The sequence below is a fragment of the Novilysobacter antarcticus genome (assembly GCF_019802285.1).
GTDB lineage: Bacteria > Pseudomonadota > Gammaproteobacteria > Xanthomonadales > Xanthomonadaceae > Novilysobacter > Novilysobacter antarcticus.
On sequence record NZ_JAIEUJ010000002.1, the window covers coordinates 69,160 to 85,130 of the forward strand.

The 15,971-nt window shown below is 66.0% G+C and carries 13 protein-coding genes; 7 read left to right on the forward strand and 6 right to left on the reverse strand.

Annotated features, from left to right (window positions below; all coding sequences use genetic code 11):
- The first annotated feature begins 21 nt into the window (after positions 1 to 21).
- From KZ491_RS05085 to KZ491_RS05095, 3 genes are all read left to right on the forward strand, one after another.
- A complete protein-coding gene (locus KZ491_RS05085; RefSeq protein ID WP_222564815.1) occupies positions 22 to 2,013 on the forward strand; it encodes a bifunctional serine/threonine-protein kinase/formylglycine-generating enzyme family protein in 1,992 nt (663 codons plus the stop codon).
- Positions 2,014 to 2,079: 66 nt separating this feature from the next.
- Entirely contained in the window at positions 2,080 to 2,775 is a 696-nt protein-coding gene (locus tag KZ491_RS05090) for a DUF502 domain-containing protein (RefSeq protein ID WP_222564816.1), read from the forward strand.
- A 28-nt stretch (positions 2,776 to 2,803) separates the two neighbouring features.
- Positions 2,804 to 4,627 (forward strand): DUF885 domain-containing protein, encoded by a 1,824-nt coding sequence (locus KZ491_RS05095; RefSeq protein WP_222564817.1) that lies wholly within the window; start codon positions 2,804 to 2,806, stop codon positions 4,625 to 4,627.
- Between the two features lie 30 nt (positions 4,628 to 4,657).
- Here the strand turns inward: KZ491_RS05095 and KZ491_RS05100 are convergent, their stop codons facing one another.
- From KZ491_RS05100 to KZ491_RS05115, 4 genes are all read right to left on the reverse strand, one after another.
- A complete protein-coding gene (locus tag KZ491_RS05100) occupies positions 4,658 to 5,350 on the reverse strand; it encodes a class I SAM-dependent methyltransferase (protein ID WP_222564818.1) in 693 nt (230 codons plus the stop codon).
- Between the two features lie 2 nt (positions 5,351 to 5,352).
- A complete protein-coding gene (locus KZ491_RS05105) occupies positions 5,353 to 6,438 on the reverse strand; it encodes a GNAT family N-acetyltransferase (RefSeq protein WP_222564819.1) in 1,086 nt (361 codons plus the stop codon).
- Positions 6,435 to 7,553 (reverse strand): GNAT family N-acetyltransferase, encoded by a 1,119-nt coding sequence (locus KZ491_RS05110; RefSeq protein ID WP_222564820.1) that lies wholly within the window; start codon positions 7,551 to 7,553, stop codon positions 6,435 to 6,437. Before KZ491_RS05110 ends, KZ491_RS05105 begins: the two co-directional genes overlap by 4 nt.
- Before the next feature lie 293 nt (positions 7,554 to 7,846).
- Entirely contained in the window at positions 7,847 to 9,187 is a 1,341-nt protein-coding gene (locus KZ491_RS05115) for a DEAD/DEAH box helicase (protein WP_222564821.1), read from the reverse strand.
- 501 nt (positions 9,188 to 9,688) lie between these two features.
- On the opposite strand from KZ491_RS05115, the gene KZ491_RS05120 reads away from it, so the two are divergent.
- Positions 9,689 to 11,791, forward strand: coding sequence for a M13 family metallopeptidase (locus KZ491_RS05120; RefSeq protein WP_222565478.1), 2,103 nt, complete (start codon positions 9,689 to 9,691; stop codon positions 11,789 to 11,791).
- A 111-nt stretch (positions 11,792 to 11,902) separates the two neighbouring features.
- On the forward strand, positions 11,903 to 13,240 hold the full coding sequence (gene xseA / locus KZ491_RS05125; protein WP_222564822.1) for an exodeoxyribonuclease VII large subunit: 1,338 nt from the start codon (positions 11,903 to 11,905) through the stop codon (positions 13,238 to 13,240).
- Between the two features lie 19 nt (positions 13,241 to 13,259).
- On the opposite strand, the gene KZ491_RS05130 is transcribed toward xseA, so the two are convergent.
- A complete protein-coding gene (locus KZ491_RS05130) occupies positions 13,260 to 13,772 on the reverse strand; it encodes a hypothetical protein (RefSeq protein WP_222564823.1) in 513 nt (170 codons plus the stop codon).
- Positions 13,773 to 13,785: 13 nt separating this feature from the next.
- A complete protein-coding gene (dapA, locus tag KZ491_RS05135; RefSeq protein ID WP_222564824.1) occupies positions 13,786 to 14,691 on the reverse strand; it encodes a 4-hydroxy-tetrahydrodipicolinate synthase in 906 nt (301 codons plus the stop codon).
- A gap of 197 nt (positions 14,692 to 14,888) precedes the next feature.
- Here dapA and KZ491_RS05140 point away from each other — a divergent pair, with 197 nt between their 5' ends.
- Positions 14,889 to 15,449, forward strand: a complete 561-nt coding sequence (locus KZ491_RS05140) for a glycine cleavage system transcriptional repressor (RefSeq protein ID WP_043957356.1) — start codon at positions 14,889 to 14,891, stop codon at positions 15,447 to 15,449.
- Between the two features lie 12 nt (positions 15,450 to 15,461).
- Positions 15,462 to 15,941 carry a peroxiredoxin gene (locus KZ491_RS05145; protein WP_222564825.1) on the forward strand — a complete coding sequence of 160 codons (480 nt, stop codon included), beginning with the start codon at positions 15,462 to 15,464 and terminating at the stop codon, positions 15,939 to 15,941.
- Positions 15,942 to 15,971 lie beyond the last annotated feature (30 nt).

Genomic DNA, 15,971 nt, shown 5'->3' on the forward strand with positions numbered 1-15,971 from the left:
GATTCGCGACAGGGGGCCGCGATGACAGGCGCGAATTACATCGACGACGAGCATCCACTGCCGGAAATCCGGGGCTATCGACTGCTTCGGGTGCTCAATCGTGGAGGAATGTCGACCGTGTATCTGGCCGAGCAGATCGCGCCATCGCGTGAGGTCGCCATCAAGGTCATGGCGCCCAACGCGCTGTCGGACGAAGTCAGCCGGCGCCGGTTCGAAAACGAGGTCCGTACGATTGCGCGCCTTGAGCATCCCCACGTGGTGCGCATCCACGAATTGGGCCGGACCGCTGACGGGCTGCCCTACTACACGATGCCGTATCTCGCGCGGGGCCATCTGGGCCAGCGCAGCTTCCTGCGCGACGACGGCAGGCCGGACGAGCCCCGCATCATCGCCACCTTGCGGATACTGCTGTCCGCGCTGGAATATGCCCACGGCCGCGGCGTCGTCCACCGCGATGTGAAAGCGGAAAACGTCCTGTTCGGTGACACCGAGCAGCCGTTGCTGGCCGATTTCGGCATCGCGCTGCGTCGGGGGTTTGGCCCGAGGGTGACCGCCACCGGCCTGGCGGTGGGCAGCACGGCCTACATGGCCCCTGAGCAGGCACGTGGCGAGGACGTGGACGGGCGCGCCGATCTCTACAGCCTGGGCGTGCTGGCCTGGGAAATGCTGACCGGGCGCCTGCCCTACGAAGCCGGGGATGCGCTGGCGATGGCGGTGATGCACGCGCAGAACCCGATTCCCAAGCTACCCGCACACCTGCGTCATTGGCAGCGGTTCATGAACCGGGCGCTCGCCAAGCAACCAGCCCACCGTTTTGCCGACACCGGCCAGATGGCGGCCATGCTCGACCAGGTCGAGCGCCGTGGCCGCTGGCCCCGCGCCACGCTGGGGCGGGATCGCCTGGTACGCGTTTTGTCCCGTGTCCCGGGTCGCGTCTGGGTGGTCGCTGGCATCGTAGCCATCCTGGGGATGGCCCTGCAACTGGGTAGCAAGGACCCGGCTGTCGAAGAGGCTGAGCGGGCGGCCCAGAGGCTCGTTGACGAGGCGACCCGCGACGATCCGATCCCCGCGATGCTGGAGCCGTTGCCGGAAGCACCGTTGCAGATCGCCCTCGACAAGGCCAGACAACAGATCGCCCAGAACCGGCTGACAACACCGGACGACGACAATGCGTTCTCCACGCTCATGGCCGCCTGGGCCAGCAACCCGGAAGATCCCGCGGTGGCAGCGCTGGTGGACGCCCTGACGGCGGCTCTGGGGAAATCCGCGTTGGCCAATCTGGCTGAGGGCCGCGACGAACAAGCCAGCCGGCAGATAGAACGCATCCGGCTGCTCGGCACCGAGACCGCGAGTCTGGAATCTGCCGCACAGCTGCGTTTGAGCGAGGCCATCGAAAAGACCCTGGACGCACGCATTGCACGGGCGGCCGACCGCCTGGATAGTTCTGCGGCCACGGCAATCGCGGCTTTGGCGGCTCCGATGGGTCTGGCGCCGGCGACGGTTCGCAGGTTGCAGGCGCGCGCCGCTGCAGTACCGACCGGCTCTGGGCCAGGGGCCGGCACCAACACCGTTGTTGTAGCGCTGGCAACCAAGCCGGTAAGCCGCGATGAGTACGCCGCGTTTGCCGAGGCGACGGGACGCAAACCTGCGCGGTGCCGGGAGCGCTCATCGCTGCTGCGCGTACTGGCGCCGCGTGACTGGCGTGCACCGGGTTTTGAGCAGCAGGGCGCCGACCCGGTGCTTTGCGTGTCCATCGCCGATGCCCAGGCCTACGCGGAGTGGCTGCAGAAGCAGACCGGCCGCGCCTACCGGCTGCCGACGATCGTGGAATCCAGGTCAATCGCTCCGCAGATAAGCGGTCGCGAAATCTCCCTCTGGCAGCTCGACTGCGGCGAGGGGTGCCAGGAACGCGCAGTCCTCGGTGAGTCCTGGCGCAAGCCGGAGGGCAAGCGGGTCCTTGATGCCGAGCGCGGCTACGACGATGTAGGGTTCCGCCTGCTGCGCGATCCTTGAGCCACACGCTGATCCGAACAGGCCGGGGCGCATCTCAACGCGGAGCCTGACGTCTACAATCGCCGCATGCGAACCCCCACCCTGCAACGACTGTTCCTCACCGGCCTGCTGACCCTGCTGCCCCTTTGGTTGACCCTGATCGTGGTCAGGTTTGTGTTCTCCCTGCTGTCGGACATCAGCCGACCGATCACCGGCCCCATATTGCAGCGCCTCGCCAGCGTGGATCCTCAGGCGCTGGGCTGGCTGACCGACTCCTGGGTGCAGACCCTGCTCGCGCTGGTCGCCACCTTGCTGCTGATCCTCTTCACCGGCGCGATGTCACGTCGGGTCTTCGGCCAGCAGCTGCTGCGCTGGATCGAGACCCTGATCGGGCGGGTGCCTTTCGCCAACACCATCTACGGCAGCGCGCGGCAGCTGCTGAACATCCTGCAAACCAAGCCCGGTGGCACCCAGCGCGTGGTCCTGATCGATTTCCCGCACGACCAGATGAAATCGGTGGGGTTCGTGACCCGTGTGCTGCGCGAGCAAGGGACCGGTCGCGAGCTCGCCGCGGTCTATGTACCGACCACGCCCAACCCGACCTCCGGTTATCTGGAAATCGTACCGATCGAGAAACTGACGCCGACCGACTGGAGTGTCGATCAGGCGATGGGCTTCATCATCTCCGGCGGCGCCATTTCGCCGGACAACATTCCTTTCTCTGCACCGGGCAAGGCGACTCCGCCACCCCCACCGCCGCCTGCCGAGCCAGCCACCAGCTGATCCCGACATCCACTGCCTGGAGACCGATATGCGCCAACCCGCCCATCAAGCCGTGCTCGTCATCGCGCTCGCCGCGATCATGGCCGGCTGCTCGCCCAACACCGGAACCAGCACCCCGGAGGCTACCTCCAGCGCAGGTACCACGCCGGTCAGCGACAAGGCCGCGCACCTGGAGCGCCTGTATGCGCAGTACTGGGAGGAAATGCTCAAGCGCAACCCGTTGGCCGCCACCTACCAGGGCGATGCGCGCTACAACGACCAGCTGCCCAACTTCCTCTCTCGCGAGTATCGCGACACCAGCCGCGCATTCACCAGCGAATGGCTGGAAAAGATCGAGTCGCTCGGTCCTGACGGCCTGGAAGGCCAGGACCTGCTGAGCTGGCAGATCTTTGTCGAAGACGCCCGCGACGAGCTCGCGAGCCAGAAATTTCCCGCGTGGATGCAGCCGGTCAACCAGTTCTACAACATCGCCTCCACCTTCGTGCAGCTGGGATCGGGCACGGGCGCGCAGCCCTTCAAGACGGTGCAGGACTACGACAACTGGCGCGAACGGGCGAGCAACGTCCCGGTGCTGTTCAACCAGGCGATCGCCAACATGGGCGAAGGCATCCAGGCCGGAGTCGTGCAGCCTCGTGCACTGATGGAAAAAGTACTGCCGCAGCTGGATGCGCTGATCAAGGAAGACCCGCGACAGACGCTGTTCTGGAAGCCGGTGGCGGACATGCCCGAGACGTTTTCCGAGGCCGACCGCAAGCGCATCGAGGACGAGTACACCAAGTTGATCGCTACGGTGCTGATGCCGTCCTACAGCCACCTGCGCGACTACATCGCCAACGACTACCTGCCGCATACGCGCGACTCGGCTGGCATGGCCGGGCTCCCCAACGGTCAGGACTGGTACGCCTTCCGTGTCCACCAGTCGACCACCACTGACCTCTCGCCGGCGCAGATCCACCAGATCGGCCTGGACGAGGTCGCACGCATCCACGAGCGCATGCACGAGGTCATGGACGAGGTCGGCTTCGATGGCACGCTGCAGGAGTTCTTCGTCTTCATGCAGACCGATCCGCGCTTCGAGTTTGCCAGCGAGGACAAGCTGCTGGCGTTCTATCGCGGCCTCGAGGCGAAGGTGAACGCGAAGGTCCCGGAGCTCTTCTCGCTGGTGCCCAAGGCGCCGTTCGAGATCCGCCCCGTGGAGGCCTTCCGCGCGCAATCGGCAGCGGGTGGGTCCTACATGACGCCCAGCGAAGACGGCACTCGCCCCGGCATCTTCTACGTCAACACATACGATCTGCCGACACGCAAGACCTGGGATGCCGAGGACCTTTTCCTGCACGAGGCGATTCCCGGCCACCATTTCCAGCTCGCCCTGCAGCAGGAGCTGACCGGCCTGCCGGCGTTCCGCCGCTTTGGCGGGCAGACCGCCTACATCGAGGGTTGGGGGCTGTACGCCGAGTCGCTGGGCAAGGAGCTGGGCGTCTACGAGGACCCCTACAGCCATTTCGGCTACCTGCAGAACGAGCTGTGGCGCGCGATCCGGCTGGTGGTGGACACGGGCCTGCACAGCAAGGGTTGGACCCGCGAGCAGGTGATCGACTACATGCTCGACAACTCGGCCGAAAGTCGGACCCAGGCCGTGGCCGAAGCCGAGCGCTACATGGCGATCCCGGGGCAGGCGCTGGCCTACAAGATCGGTGAGCTGAAGATCCTGGAACTGCGCAAGCGCGCCGAGGAGGCACTGGGCGAGAAGTTCCACATCCGCCAGTTCCACGCGGAGGTGCTGAAGGACGGCTCGGTCCCGCTGGATGTGCTGGAAGGCAAGATCGACCGCTGGATTGCGGCGAGCCGGTAAGCAAGCTGCGAAGCGGATGGGAACGCGGGCCTAGGGCCCGTCATTGGAGTAGATCCGCAGCCCTTCCTCACGGTGATGAAGCCGCAGGAATCCGGCGCGGTCAAAGACCGCGGCGTGGACGGGGTTGGCGTAGGCAATGATGATCCGCCGCGGCGCGGCTTCATGCGCAGCCTGCAAAGCGGCGAGCACCTTGCGCATCACCACCGCATCGAAGGGGTTGTAGAAATAGCAGAACAGATTGCCGGGTGGTGGCCGATAGGCTGCCGCGTCCATGCACAGCAGTTCGATTGAACCGGCCGTCGGGTCGCGGGCGGCAAAGGCGGTGATGTTGGCCACTCCATCGGCGTGCAGCGAGGCAAACAGCTCGATTCCCACGACGCGTCGAAAACCAAGGCGTGCGGCAAGCACCAGTGCACGTCCCTTGCCGGCGCCGTAATCGATGAAGGTGTACCCGGCCGCATCGAACGGCTGCGCGGCGCGGATCAGGCGGCGGAACTTGGGAAACGCCAGTGGCGCGTAGAAGACGGCATTGCTCCGGTGCTCGCAATCCGACGCCGAGGCTGCCGAATCGGCGACATCGACCTGCCCGGTGGTATCGATGCCCAGCTCGCGATCCAGCGTCGCCTCGCGGATGCCGCGCAGCCACAAAGGGACCTTGGCTGCCACCCCGAACACGCCGTCAATCCGGACCTGGCGTATTACCTTGCGCACGAAAGTCTGCACGCTCAGCCGTCCTGATCGAGCATAGTGACATGCAGCTGGGCGGCCTCTTCCGGCAGCCGCTGCGGGTTGAGCCACAGGCCAATCAACGGCTGCTCACTGCGGGGCACGAACCCCTCGGCCCGCCATCCGGCCATCGCCGGGTCCGATGCGGTCAACAGCAGGTGGACCGCGCTGCAACCCTGCTTGTCGGCCGCGGCAATCAGAGCGCGAATCAATGGGCGACCGATGCCGATCATCGCGTCGGTGGACCAGTAGTCCATTACCGTCAACGGCCCGCCCTGCCCTTCGCCCTCCTCACAGGCGAACCAGGCGCGCAGCCGACCGTCCTTTCCGGAGACCAGCAGGTAGTGCGCGCGCCCCGCCGGCGGGGTATCGAAGCGCCACCGCAGCAGCGCGTGGTCGCGCACGCTGGTCAGTGCCTGTGTGTGCAGCGCCTCGCGCCAGAGTGCGTCCATGCGCTCATCGCTGGCGTGCACCCACTGCGACTGCAGCTCCGAAAACAGGCCGTCGGCAGCCCCAGTCCGCAGACGCTTGCCCATGTCGATCAGCAAGCCAGAGGGTGATGCGAGAAAGGCCGGCATTCGGCGCCGGAGATACTCGCCGTGTCGCAGCACCCTGGCGTGCCGAACCAGTGTCCCCAGGACATGGAACCCGGCCCGCTTGCTGACCGCCACGGCGCTTGGCCGGGGCAGTCCGTACAACAGGTCGAAGCGTCCGCGCGCGGCGTCGATCAGACTCTCCTGCAGCATCAATGCGGGCCCGAGCGAGCGATGCTTCTCATCGACCGCGAAGTGGGCGACCACGCCGGCGCGAATGGGGCGACCCCTGCACAGGAAAGGCCGGGGGCCGGCACCAATGACGCCGACCAGCGCACCGGTCGGCAGATGCCGCAACAGCTGGATGATCGGCGGACCGTATCGGTTCTCCCGATAGAAGTGATCGAACTTCGCCCTCTGGATGTCCCGCGGGCCGAAATGGTCCTGCCAGACCTCGAGGATTTCCTCGCGATCGTGCAACACGTCGCCGGGTTGCGTTGCGTAGACGGGCGGCTCCCCTGTCGGCACCCCCGCTTCCTGCAAAGCGCTCACGACGTCGGGACCGCGCGCCGGCGTACGAAAGCCTGCATCAGTCGCGCGCCGTGGCCCAGAAGCATGCGATGAAACCGGTTGTTGCGCAGGATCGCAAAGTCGCCAAGCACGCACTCGCCCGACCACAGGCCGGGAAACATCGTGTTGTCGGCCACGGTGCACGAATCCACCGCCTTGAGCTGGGGATGGACCTCACGCAGGTGGTGCATCTGGTACAGCTCGATCAGGACCCCGGGGGAAAAGCGCGCGTAGGCCTCGTCGTAGGCGATCTTGAAGGTGAAAGCCTGGCTACCTGCGAGGAAGTTGCACTTCATTGCGATCGGCTTGCCGTCCAATTCGAGCGCAAGCATGTGCAACTGGTCGCGCGCATGGGCCTGGCAACAGACGGCGATGAAGAAATCACGATCGCTGGTGGCCATGGCCGTCCCCTCGCGTCCCTTCCAGCCACTGGCCTCCACCTCGAGGAACCGCTCGATCCACGCCATCGGGTCGTCGCCGGTTTCCATCCTGCGATACGCAACCGCACCCTCCTCTGCCAGCCGGCGCTCCTTGCGTCGAAAGCCACTGCGCTGCTTGGCGGACATGTATTCCGGGTCGTCCGGGATGTCCAGGCGGTACATCGCCCGCGTCCAGCGGGTCTGCCGGGCCAACAGCTGCGTGTGATGTGCGCTGATGCTCGCCTCCAGCGCAGCGGCAATCGGGCCGTCCATGCGGATGTTGACCAGCTCCAGGATGCCGCTTGGCGCGCGCCGGCTGGCACACCAGTCCAACAGGCCGGCGATCGCCTCCTCGACGTGGTCGCGATGGACCAGTGGTGCGGCCAGGAACGTGTAGTCATGCGTCCACGAGCGCAAGTTGCGCAGCGGCAGCCGCTTGAAACGCGCGCGCGGAGTCAGTGGCAACACGCAGATCAGCTGTCCCGAAGCGCTGTGGATCAGGACCAGCAGCAACGGTTCGGTGGTCAGGAACTCCAGCGTGAGCCGCAGATACCAGCTTTCATAAAACGGGTTGGGCTCGACAGCGTTGAACGCCAGCCGGTCGATCTCCGCCGCCAGAACATCGTCCAGCACCCCCACCTGCAAGCAACGCACAGTTGCCGGGGAAGGCACAGTCATGACTTTTCCGCCGCTTCGGTCGCGGCAACCCTGGACACCCAAACGTACATGCCATCTCCTGCGCGTTATGGCCCTCGCTGGCGGTGTTGTCAGCGAACTATCCATACAGAATCTGAAACGGCAGATACGGCGCAACGCGGACGCGGGAGGCTCACCCGAAAAAGCAAAGTAGCCGAGCGGCCGGAGACTGAAACGCCCAAACGCAAACGACCCGGAGGTTATCCAGGTCGTTTGCTGAAACCGGGGCGCATCGGCCGGAATCATCCGATCGATGCGCCGTTACGCGCTTTGGTTCAGGCGGTGGAACCGTCGCGGAACGAACCGCGACCGCCACGGGCACCCGGACCCGCCGAACGCTGACGCGGCCCACCGGCGTGCGCGTGACGCGGCGCAGCCTGGCCGTGCGGACGTGCGGCGCGCGGGCTGCTGTTGCGGGGCGGACGACCGGCGCCGGCGTTGTTTCGCGGGTTTGGAATCGCCACGTCGAGGCGGATCGGACGGCTGGGCTCGTAACCCGGCACTACTACCATCTCCACGTCCTTCTTCAGCACGTGCTGGATCTGGCGCAACAGACCACCCTCGTCGTGCGAGACCAGCGACAGCGCCTCACCGGTGGAGCCGTTGCGGCCGGTACGGCCGATCCGGTGCACATAGTCCTCGGCCACCATCGGCAGGTCGAAGTTGATCACCAGCGGCAGGTCGGGGATGTCCAGGCCGCGGGCGGCAACGTCGGTCGCCACCAGCACCCGGGCACGGTTGCCCTTGAAGTCGCGCAGGGCTTTCTGGCGCTGCGCCTGGCTCTTGTTGCCGTGGATGGCGACCGAGCGCAGGCCGGCGGCCTCGAGCTGCTCGGCGAGACGGTTGCAGCCGTGCTTGGTCCGACCGAACACCAGCACCTGGTCACCCGGGCGCTTGGCGATGATGTCGATCAGCAGGTCGCGCTTGCGGCCCGAATCAACCGGATGGGCGATGTGGCTGATGGTCTGGGCGATCGCGTTGTTGGTGGCGACCTGGACCTGCTTGGGGTCACGCATGAACTGCAGCGCGAGCTGCTTGAGCTGGGCCTCGAAGGTGGCCGAGAACAGCAGCGTCTGCCGCTCGGCCGGCACGCGGCCGAGGATGCGCTTGATCGCCGGCAGGAAGCCCATGTCGAGCATGCGGTCGGCCTCATCCAGCACCAGCACTTCGATCTCGTCAAGCTTCACGGTGCCGCGCTCGATGTGGTCGATCAGGCGGCCCGGAGTCGCCACGATCACGTCGACGCCGCGGCGCAGGTTTTCCACCTGCGGGCCCATGCCGGCGCCACCGAAGATCGTGCAGAAATTCATCCGCAGGTGCTTGGCATAGCTGCGCAGGCTGTCGTTGACCTGCACGGCCAACTCGCGGGTCGGCACCAGGATCAAGGCGCGCGGCTTGCGCGAACCGTTGGGGCCGGTCTGCTTGGACAGGCGGTTGAGCAGCGGCAGGCCGAACGCGGCGGTCTTGCCAGTACCGGTCTGGGCACCGCCGAGCAGGTCGTTGCCGGCCATGATCAGCGGGATGGCCTGGACCTGGATCGGGGTCGGGCTGGTGTAGCCCTGTTCGGCAAGCGCGCGCAGCAATGCAGGCGCAAGGCCGAGGTTTTCAAAAGACATGTTGTAGCTCCGAATAAAAAAACAGCACACAAATGCGGTAAAGACCCGGAGCGTTCCCTGTAACCGCGCTGCGAGCATTGTTGTGACGGCACAGGATGCTCCGGGCCGTGTCGGCGCGACGAAAGACGTGCGGGATATTCGCACCGGACCACGCCTTTGGGCGGGGGGTCTTGGCCAATTGGCCAACCCGTGCGAGGGCATACCTGGGAAACGTGACCCTTGCGGGCAGGCAGCCGTGCGCTGAACAGGGGAAGCTTACGGGAAAATCCGCGCTTATACCAACTCGAGTGCCTCATCGTTCATTTCCACGCGCTCCAACCGGCCCAAACATCAAGCGTTTGCGTCGATACCATGACCTCCTACACGCCTCCCCGACGCTCGCGAGGTCTACTGTCGGCCGTGACCGGCTTCGAACGACGTACCTTCGGGGCTGCCATTTCAATGCCAACGCCGGAGCCTTACGTGAGCCAGACCAAATCGAACGCCTTCAAACCCCGTGTGCTGTTGCTGAGCCTGGCCATCGCGACCGCCGTGTCCGCCTGTTCGTCCCCGGACTCCTCCAAGGACGCTTCCAAGGACGCGGCGCGAGCCGCTACGACCTCCAACGGCGAACCCGCCGTCGCAACCCTGACCCTTGACGAGAGCAGCCTGCCGCCCGTCAACCGCTTCCAGATTTCCGACCTCGATAAGTCCAAGGACGCATGCGCCGATTTCGGCAGTTACGTCAACGGCACCTGGTTGGCTGCCAACCCGATTCCCGGAGACCGCACCAGCTGGGGCGCCTTCGAGATGCTGTCGGAGCGCTCCACCGCCGCCCAGCGCCAGCTCGCCGAGCAGGCCGCGGCCGACAAGAACGCCACCGGCGTGGAGGCCATCGTCGGCAATTTCTGGGCCACCGGCATGGACGAACAGACGATCAACGCCCAGGGCATCAAGCCGATCCAGTCGCGTCTGGACGCCATCGCGGCCCTGGATGACCAGCAGAAGATCGCCGACTACCTGCGTACCAGCGCGGCGAAGGGCGAGAACTTCCTGTTTGGCTTCGGTGCCGAGGCCGACTTCAAGGCCTCCGACATGAACATCGCCTACGCCGCCCAGGGCGGCCTGGGCCTGCCGGACAAAATCTATTACGTGGACGCCGACAAGGCCGACAAGCTCGCCGCCTACCAGGACCACGTCGCCAAGGTGCTGGAGCTGTCGGGCATCGACGCCGCCCAGGCCGCGGAGCAGGCCAGGCAGGTGGTCGCGTTCGAGACGCGCCTGGCCAAGGCCTCCAAATCCAGCGAGGAGATGTCGCGCGACGTCTCGCTGTTCTACAACCCGATGTCACCGGCGGAGGCCGACAAGCTGACGCCCAATTTCCCGTGGACGACGTTCTTCGAGTCGCAGGGCGTAGCGACACCGAAGATGTTCTCCCTGGCCATCCCCGCCTTCCATGAGGAGGTCAGCAAGATGCTGGCCGACGTGCCCGCCGAGCAGTGGCAGGCCTACCTGCGCTTCCACACCGTGGACGGCGCGTCGCCTTACCTGTCGGACGCGTTCGTGCAGGAGAACTTCAACTTCTACAGCAAGGCCATGCGCGGCCAGGCGGAGATGAAGGAGCGCGGCAAGCGCGTGCTCGACACCATCGAGAACGAGGCCGGCGAGGCGCTGGGGCAGCTGTACGTGAAGGTCGCTTTCCCGGCGGAGTCCAAGGCTCAGATGGAGCGCCTGGTGGGCAACCTCAGCGACGCACTGAAGGTCCACCTGGAAGGCCTGGACTGGATGAGCGACGAGACCAAGGCCAAGGCCATGGAGAAATGGGCGAGCTTCACCCCCAAAATCGGCTTCCCCGACAAGTGGCGCGACTGGAGCGGACTGAAGACCAGCCGCGACAGCTATATCGAAAACGTCATGGCCGCCAACGAGTTCAACTACAAGTGGAACCTGTCCAAGGTCGGCAAGCCCGTGGACAAGACCGAATGGGGCATGAGCCCGCAGACGGTCAACGCCTACTACAATCCGCTGGCCAACGAAATCGTGTTCCCGGCCGCGATCCTGCAGCCGCCCTTCTTCGATCCTGAAGCGACCGACGAGATGAACTATGGCGGCATCGGCGCGGTGATCGGCCACGAGATGATCCACGGTTACGACGACCAGGGCAGCCGCTTCGGACCCACCGGCAACTTCGAGAACTGGTGGACGGATGCCGACACCAAGGGCTTCCAGGGCCGCACCGACAAGCTGATCGCCCAGTTCAACGGCTATGAAGCCATGCCCGGCAAACACGTCAACGGCAAGCTGACCCTGGGCGAGAACATCGCCGACCTGGGCGGCCTGGCCGTCGCCTACGACGCGATGAAGAAAGCCACCGCCGGCAAGGACGACCCGATGACCGACGGCATGACGCGTGACCAGCGCTTTTTTGCCAACTGGGCGACGGTATGGCGCCGCAACTTCACCGACGACGAGCTCAAGGTCCGGCTGGCAACCGACCCGCACGCGCCGGCAAACTTCCGTGCCATCGGTGCGCCTTCGAACATGCCGCAATTCGCCGCGGCGTTCGAGTGCAAGCCCGGCCAACCGATGGTCCGCGCCAAGGACCAGCAGGTGGTGATCTGGTAATCATCCCACCGCGGGGTTGCGCATAAACCGGCCAGTCGATGGCCAGCAAAAGGCCCGGATCGATTCCGGGCCTTTTGTTGTTACCGTAGTCCGCCGCCCCACCCTGTCGCCATGAACTCCCCAGCACCCGATCACGTCCTCACCCCGAGCCAGCTCAACACCCTGGCACGCGACCTGCTGGAAGGCGCATTCCCGCTGGTCTGGATCGAGGCGGAGTTGGGCAACGTGGCCCGTCCTTCGTCGGGGCACCTGTATTTCACCTTGAAGGACTCTCGCGCGCAGGTGCGTTGCGCGATGTTCAAGCCCAAGAGCACGTGGCTGAAGTTCGTCCCCCGCGAAGGCATGAAAGTGCTCGCTCGGGGACGGCTGACGTTGTACGAGGCGCGCGGCGAGTACCAGATGGTCCTGGACCACATGGAGGAAGCCGGCGAAGGCGCGCTGCGTAGGGCCTTCGAGGAGCTCAAGGCGCGCCTGCAGGCGGAAGGCCTGTTCGAGCAGGAGCGCAAGCGCGCGCTGCCGCCCTACCCCGCCCGGATCGGCATCATCACCTCGCCCAGCGGCGCGGCGGTCCGGGACGTGGTGAGCGTTCTGGCACGCCGCTTTCCGCTGGTCCAGGCCGATGTGCTGCCCGTCCAGGTACAGGGCAGCGCTGCCGCCGGGCAGATCACCGCGATGCTGAACAGCGCGGCTGGGTCGGGTCGCTACGACATCCTCGTACTCGCCCGCGGTGGGGGCTCGCTGGAGGACCTGTGGGCGTTCAATGACGAGCAACTGGCGCGCGCGATTGCCGCATGCACGGTGCCTGTGGTCTCCGCGGTCGGCCATGAAACCGACTTCAGCCTGTCCGATTTCGTCGCCGACGTGCGCGCGCCGACACCCTCGGTCGCGGCCGAGTTGCTGGTGCCCTCACGCGAGGACGTCAGCCGCCACCTTCGGGCGCTGGAAACCCGCTTGGGCAGCCTGCAGTCGCTGCACCTGCGCCATGCGATGCAGCGGACCGACCGCGCCGCGCTGCGCTTGAACGCCATGCGGCCGCGGTCCCGGCTCGACCTGCTGCACCGGCGTCAGGCCGAGGCGATGCGGCGGTTGGACGATGTCCTGCGACGCCGCCTGGGCGACTCACATGTGCGCCTACGGCATGCTGAAGCGGTCCTGCGCATGCACCATCCGCAAAGAAGAATCCAGCAGCTCAGCGAGCGTCTGGCGGCACTGGCAACGCGCCCGCAGGCAGCCGTTGCGCGGCGCATGGCCAACGACGCACTCGCGCTGCGGGGGCTCGCCCGTTCGCTGGAGGCGGTGAGCCCGCTGGCGACGGTGGCTCGCGGCTACGCCATCGTTCGCCACGAGGACGGCCGGGTGGTGCGCAGCGTTCTCGACGCAGCCCCGGGGGACGGACTCCAGTTGCAGCTCGGCGATGGCCGGTTGCGGGTGCGGGTGGAGTCCTCCTGACGTCCGCAATTGGCCGCGGTTACTGCCCGCCGACTGCTGCCTTGAGTGTCTCCAGCAACTGGTCGGCCGACGCCTCGCTGGCCGGAGTCGCACGCGGGTTGAGCGTGGATACCGTCGATCCGCCGGCAGCCGTGTTGACCCGGACCAGGAAGTTCGCGTCCTGATAGGTGAGGTCGAACACACCCAGGGTCTTGGCCCGGTTGACGATGGCAACCCCGTCGATGGCAGAAAGTGCCTTGTCGATGCGATCGAACGCGGCGTCGCGACCCTCGGCCATGTTGAACCCGGCACTTGCGCTTGAATCTGACTTGGGGGTGCTCACCGTCTGCGACGCGGTGACCGACCCCACCGGCGCCTCACCTGTCGCTCCCTCACCCGCCATGACGAGATCCGGCGGCACCTCAAGCGGGCGCGTCTGTGCCGTATACAGCGAGTTGTCCTTGCGCAGCCAACTGCAACCGGACATTGCAACCAGGCCAACAAGGAGAACGCCAGCGATCGCGGCGCGGGACATCGGAACGGTGGAACGCATGGGAATCTCCAGGTCAGCCAGCGACGTCAGCGTCACAGGCAAGTTCAAGTTCACGGACCGCTGCGGCAACCGCAACGGCCGCATCATGGTGGGCTGCAGAAAGTGGCAGCAAGGGCAGGCGCAGACCGGTCCCGATCTGCTGGCGCGCGAGCAGCGCCTTGACCGGAATCGGATTGGATTCGACGCCCAGAAATGCGTAGATGTCCGCCATCCGCGAGCTCCAGCCGGAAGCCGCGTCGCTTTTGCCATTGCGGGCAAGTTCGCACAGGCGCCGGAATGCGCGCGGAACGACGTTGGAAGCGACAGAGATCACGCCGTCGGCGCCAGCGAGCATCGCCCGGCAGGCGGTCGCGTCATCACCGGAGAGAACGACGAAATCGTCGGCGCGATATGCCAGCAATGCCTGCATCCGCTGCGGCTCGCTGGACGCCTCCTTGATACCGACGATGCGCGGATGGCCGGCGAGTTGGGCGACCGTATCGGGCAGCATGTCCACCCCGGTGCGGCCGGGGACGTTGTAGAGCAGGATCGGCAGCGCGCCGTCATCGGCGACAGCGCGATAGTGCGCGACCAGACCCGGCTGGGTGGGACGCACATACGCAGGGGTCACCACCAGCGCCGCGTCGGCGCCCAGCGCCGCGGCACGGCGGGTCTGCTCGATGGTCTTGGCGGTGGCGGAGTGCCCGGTGCCGGCGATCACCGGCACCCGCCCGCCGACTCGCTCGACCGCCATGCGCAGCAGCACGTCGAACTCGGAATCAAACAGCGCCGCGGCCTCGCCGGTCGAGCCGGCGACCACAAGCGCCTCGGTGCCGCCGTCCAGCTGCAGATCGATGAAGCGTGCCCACGCATCCAGATCCAGCTCGCCGTCGACGTCGAATGGGGTTGCCAGTGCGGTGATGCTGCCGGAAAGTCGCAAGTCGGGGGCCTTGTGCGGTGGAGGTGCTGGGGTGTGGGTTATCGCGCGGGGTGACGTGCCGATGTTACTTGCGGCGCGAAAGCACGGGCAAGTATGCTGCCTGCAGCCCCGCTCCGCTCGCGGAACGCGGTTCAGCTCCCGGCGACGCGCGGTTGCGCACCGGACCGGAGCCAGTCCCCACATTTGCAGGCGAAGCCTTGACCGATCCAATCCCCCGGCCGTCGCCGAACGAAAACCACCTCCTGATCAACGCCTATTCGACGCATCCGGACTCTCCCTTGTTGCCGGTCTCGCGGCGGATCACCGAAAGCGGCTGCAACCTGGTCGATGCGCGACTGTCCACCGTCGGCCGGGATGTCTCGGTCACGGCCCTGGCGATGGGCTCGTGGGACGCGATCGCCAAGCTGGAAGCGATGCTGACCCGGCTGGAGCGCGAGGACAGCATCAAGCTGATCTGGTACCGCACCGGCGAGAAAGAAGCCCAGTCCGACCTGCTGCCCTACATCGTCGAGGTCGTGGCCGCCGACAAGCCCGGGATCACCTTCCAGCTGGCTGATTTCTTCGATCGCCAGGGCATCAGCATCGAAAGCCTGCATTGCACCCGCTATCGGGCGATGCAGACCGGCGCGGACATGTTCTCCGCGCAGATCACCATCGGCGTGCCGGCCAGCATGCATATTGCGGCCCTGCGCGATGACTTCCTGGAGTTCTGCGACCACCTCAACCTGGACGCGATCCTGGACCCGATGAAGTTCTGAGGAGACCCGTTGATGCTCGACACCGGTGACGCCGTTCCCGCCGATCTCCCGCTGGCGCTGTCCAGTGGCGATACCACCACCCTCGCCGACTACCGTGGCCAATGGCTGGTGCTGTACTTCTACCCCAAGGACCACACGCCGGGTTGCACCACCGAGAGCCGCGACTTCACCGCGCTGCTGCCTCAGTTCGAGGCGGCCGGCGCGCGCATCCTGGGCGTCTCCCGTGACTCGGTGAAAACCCACCAGAACTTCATCGCCAAGCAGGAACTGGGTTTTGCACTGGTCAGCGATGCCGACGAGGCGCTGTGCAACGCTTTCGGGGTCATCCGGGAGAAGAACATGTACGGCCGCAAGGTGATGGGCATCGTGCGCAGCACGTACCTGATCGACCCTGATGGCGTGATCGCGCACGTGTGGCAGCCGGTGAAGGTGCCGGGCCACGCCCAGGCGGTGCTGGATGTACTGCTGACGCACGCCGAGACGGGATCCTGACGGCGCGCAACCCCCAACCATTGAACGCGC